The sequence below is a fragment of the Streptomyces sp. YS-3 genome (assembly GCF_045257485.1).
Taxonomy (GTDB): Bacteria; Actinomycetota; Actinomycetes; order Streptomycetales; family Streptomycetaceae; genus Streptomyces.
Genome location: NZ_JBJHPC010000667.1, coordinates 1 through 3,675 on the forward strand (window position 1 = coordinate 1; position 3,675 = coordinate 3,675).

Annotated in this window: 4 protein-coding genes; 3 read left to right on the forward strand and 1 reads right to left on the reverse strand. The window is 70.8% G+C overall.

What is annotated here, in order from left to right; all coding sequences use genetic code 11:
• Positions 1–46: 46 nt before the first annotated feature.
• Positions 47–235, reverse strand: coding sequence for a hypothetical protein (locus tag ACJA3G_RS32880; protein WP_406556690.1), 189 nt, complete (start codon positions 233–235; stop codon positions 47–49).
• A gap of 161 nt (positions 236–396) precedes the next feature.
• On the opposite strand from ACJA3G_RS32880, the gene ACJA3G_RS32885 reads away from it, so the two are divergent.
• From ACJA3G_RS32885 to ACJA3G_RS32895, 3 genes are all read left to right on the forward strand, one after another.
• On the forward strand, positions 397–1,293 hold the full coding sequence (locus ACJA3G_RS32885) for a winged helix-turn-helix domain-containing protein (RefSeq protein WP_406556691.1): 897 nt from the start codon (positions 397–399) through the stop codon (positions 1,291–1,293).
• A 108-nt stretch (positions 1,294–1,401) separates the two neighbouring features.
• On the forward strand, positions 1,402–2,097 hold the full coding sequence (locus ACJA3G_RS32890) for an HAD family hydrolase (RefSeq protein ID WP_406556692.1): 696 nt from the start codon (positions 1,402–1,404) through the stop codon (positions 2,095–2,097).
• Between the two features lie 166 nt (positions 2,098–2,263).
• Positions 2,264–3,451, forward strand: coding sequence for a phosphotransferase family protein (locus tag ACJA3G_RS32895; RefSeq protein ID WP_406556693.1), 1,188 nt, complete (start codon positions 2,264–2,266; stop codon positions 3,449–3,451).
• Positions 3,452–3,675: the final 224 nt, after the last annotated feature.

The following is a 3,675-nucleotide window of genomic DNA, read 5'->3' on the forward strand; positions in this document are numbered from 1 at the left end:
GCGGCGGGCTTGGTGCCCGGACATGTTCTGAGAGCGGCGGGCGGGGTCACGTGTCGGTCTTCTGCGGGATGAGCGCGGCCAGGACGGCAGCCGCGCCGATGAGACTGAAGGTGGCCTCGCCGGTCTGCTGACCGACGGTCAGCAGGACGATTCCCAGGCTGCCGACGACACCGAGCCGGTGGTGGACCAGCTTCTCGGCGGCGATGACGGCGAGGGCGAGCAAGAGAGCGGTCATGGGCATGGAGTCCCTCCCCCGAGAGGTCCGCCTGGTGGAGGTTCCGCGCGAACTTCACCAAGTTGGCGGACAACTTGGTGAAGTTGTCCCGCTACCTCAAGAGCCATAAACCAACTTCACGACAACTCCCTTTGGCTGTCGGATAGTTGTAGCGTGCGGGTGTGACGTCGGAACCTGAGGTGACGGACGACGGCGGTGCCAGGCGCACGCCCGATGATGTGGCCGCCTCGCTGCGGGCCCGGATCCGGGCGGGTGAGCTCAAGGTGGGGGACAAACTGCCCACCCAGGCCTGGCTGGTGGAGCACTACGGGGTGGAGCGGACGGTGGTGCGCCAGGCCCTGCTGCAACTGCACGGCGAGGGGCTGATCACCGAGGGCCGCAAGGGCGCCCCGGCGAGGATCGCCAGCGCCGCGCCGGCCCCCGTCCGCCCCGCGGACGAGGAGCCGAAGCGGACGGCGGCCGTGCTGAGCCCCCGGGTGGCGGAGGCGTTCCGGGCCGAGGAGGTGCGGATCGACGCGGTGTGCCTGACCACGGAGACCCTCAACCTGGCGCTGGGCGAGCCGCTCGCCGCCATCCACGCGGGGCTGTTCCGCCCGGCCTCGGTCCACGTCCGCGTCCTGCTGCCGGACCGCGGCATCAACCTGGCCTTCCCCCGGCCCGTGCGCCGCTCGGCGGCCGACGACCGGCTGGTCCACGAGCGGTGGCTGAGCCAGCGCAACACCCAGGGCATCGTCCTGCGGGACAACCTGGAGGCGCTGCACATCGTCGAGGGGATCGACGTCCACATCGAGTTCCAGGCGCTGCCGCTGACCTCGCCGATCAAGCTGTATCTGCTGAACGGCTCCGAGGCGCTCTTCGGCTACTACGACATCACCGAGCGCGAGCAGCAGATCGCCGACACCTCCGTGGAGATCTTCGACTCGCTCGGCAACCAGTCGATGCTGTTCCAGTTCCTGCGCAGCGCGGGAGCGCGGGACGCGGCCTTCGTGGACCGCTCGCAGCGGTGGTTCGACAACCTCTGGGAGACCATCACCACCAGCCTCGACCTCGGGCGCTGAGGAAAGGCGCCCGCGAAGTGGCGGTGGGGAATGGGAAGTTGCGTGGACGGGGCAGTATGGGGGACGGGGTGACGCTATTCTGCCCTCCTCCCCGACGGACGGAGTGCTGTGGACGACCCGCACGATCTCCTCGACGCCGCCCAATGCGTCATCTTCGACTTCGACGGGCCCGTGTGCGATCTCTTCGCGAAATACACCGCGGCGGATGTGGTGGAGGACCTCTGCGAATGGCTGGAACGGGTCCTCGACGTGAGTGTCCCGCCCGGCGAATTCGCGGCGGATCCGCTCGGATACCTCGGCCTGGTCGAGCGGAACCTGCACGGCGGACGGTGGGTGCGAGAGCTGGAGAAACGTCTCACTGAACAAGAGGAACGCGCCGCGGAGTCGGCCCAGCCGACGGAGGGAGCGGCCGACCTGATACGGGAACTCGACGCTCTGGAGACCCGGCTCGGCATTGCCACCAACAATTCCGCCGAGGCGGTGGGGGCGTATCTCAGACGGATGGATCTGGCCGAGAGTTTCGGCGCGCACGTCCACGGCCGCGCGGCCGACATCGCCAAGCTGAAGCCGGACCCGGACTGCCTGCTGCGGGTCCTCGGCTCGACGGGGTCCGCGCCGGAGGAGGCCGTCATGATCGGGGACTCGGAGAAGGACCTCGGCGCCGCCGCCCGGCTCAGGGTCCCGTTCATCGCCTTCGTGCCGCACGCCAGGGAGAGCCGGGAATCCGGCGAACACGATCCTGAGAGCCGATGGTACGAGCGAGTGCCGGTCGTGGAGTCCCTCGGTGAGCTCCTGAGCAGGTGAGGGGGCCGGAGCCGGGGCGGCACGGGCCGACGGAGGCGCCGGTCCGGACGACACCCCGGTCGAAAACGTTGAATCCGCGCCTTCTGGCACCGGTCGCCCTGTAGCGTCCCGCTCCGGCCCCTCTGTCCTCCCGCGGCACGACCCGCGCCGCACTCTAAGGCTCGCGATGGCAACGGAAGCGTCCCCGGCACGGCTGACGGCGGCCGGGCTCAGCCGGGACGGCGACCGGGGGGTGACCGGCCCGCTCCAGGGGCACCACCACGAGGCGTACGCGATCGTACTCCCGCCGGGGCACCCGCTCGGCGCGGATTACACGCGGGGAAAACTGCGGGTGCGCCGGGAGAACCTGCGCTGGTTCGACCGGCGTACTTTCGCCTCCGAGGAAAAGCTGCTGATGGCACTCCGGGGCCGTGTTTCCCGTATTCCCCCATGCGCCGAATTCACCGAGGGGCTGTTCCTCCAGGGTTTCGTCGAGGGGCGCACGCTCCCCCGTGCGCGATTCGGGCTCGGCCGCCTCTCCGGCCGCCATGTTCGCCAGCTCGGTGAGTTATTCGGACAGCTGGCCGCCATCAAGCACGGGGAACTCTCCCTGGAATTGCTGCCAGAGGAGCCACAGGGACCGGAGGGTGGTTCCCGGCCACCGGTCCGGGACGGAGACAGTGCCGGCTTCCTCGGCAGGCTGATCGACTTCACGCAGTTCCAGGTCTACGGCGAGCATGTGGGCGAGTTCGGCGCGCTATTCGAAGGCCTGGGTATTTCGGCCACCTCGCTGAAAGGGCTGCGGGAGCGGTCCATGGAGTTGACCGAGCGGCCGTTCTCCCTCGTCCACGGCGATCTGCACCGGCGGAACCTGATCGTCGACGCAGCGGGCGATCTCTGGTTCATCGACTGGGAACTCGCCATGATCGGCGACCCGTTGTACGAGCTGGCGACCCATCTGCACCTGATGGACTACCCCGACTGCGACACGCGGCGGGTCAAGCGCGTGTGGCGCGAGGCGGTCGAGGCCGCACGGCCCGGTGCCAGCGACGGCTGGGAGCGGGACCTGCCGCAACTGCTGGCGTTCAAACGCGCGCAGTCGGTCTACACGGACGTGATCCGTACGGCCGCGGCGCTGATGGCGGGCGCGGGCATGCTGGCTCTGGTGGCGGGCGCGGTCGCGGTCGCGGGCCCGCCGGGAGCCGGCGCCGGGCCGGGCCCGAGGTGTCTGCGGCTGGCCCGGGCGGCGGGCAGGATCCAGCGGGTGCTGGCCGTGGCGAAGGAGGCCCTCGGCCTGCCCGCGGTCCCCACCCGCGCCCGGATCCGGGCGGTGTACGGGGAGTGGCTGCGGGAGCGGGCGGAACGACGGGGTTAGGAGGGCCGCCCGGCCCGCACGCACGCGCCGGTGGTGCCTCGCGCCGGTGGTGCCTCGCGCCGGTGGTGCCTCACGCGGTGGTGCCTCACGCCGGTAGTGCCTCACCCCTGCGGCCCGGGCACCCCCTGCTCTGCGGCACTCCGCTTGCGCTCCCGCACGGGCCCTCCCGCACCGGGCCTCCCGCACCGGGCCTCCCGCACCGGGCCTCCCGCACGGGGCCCTCC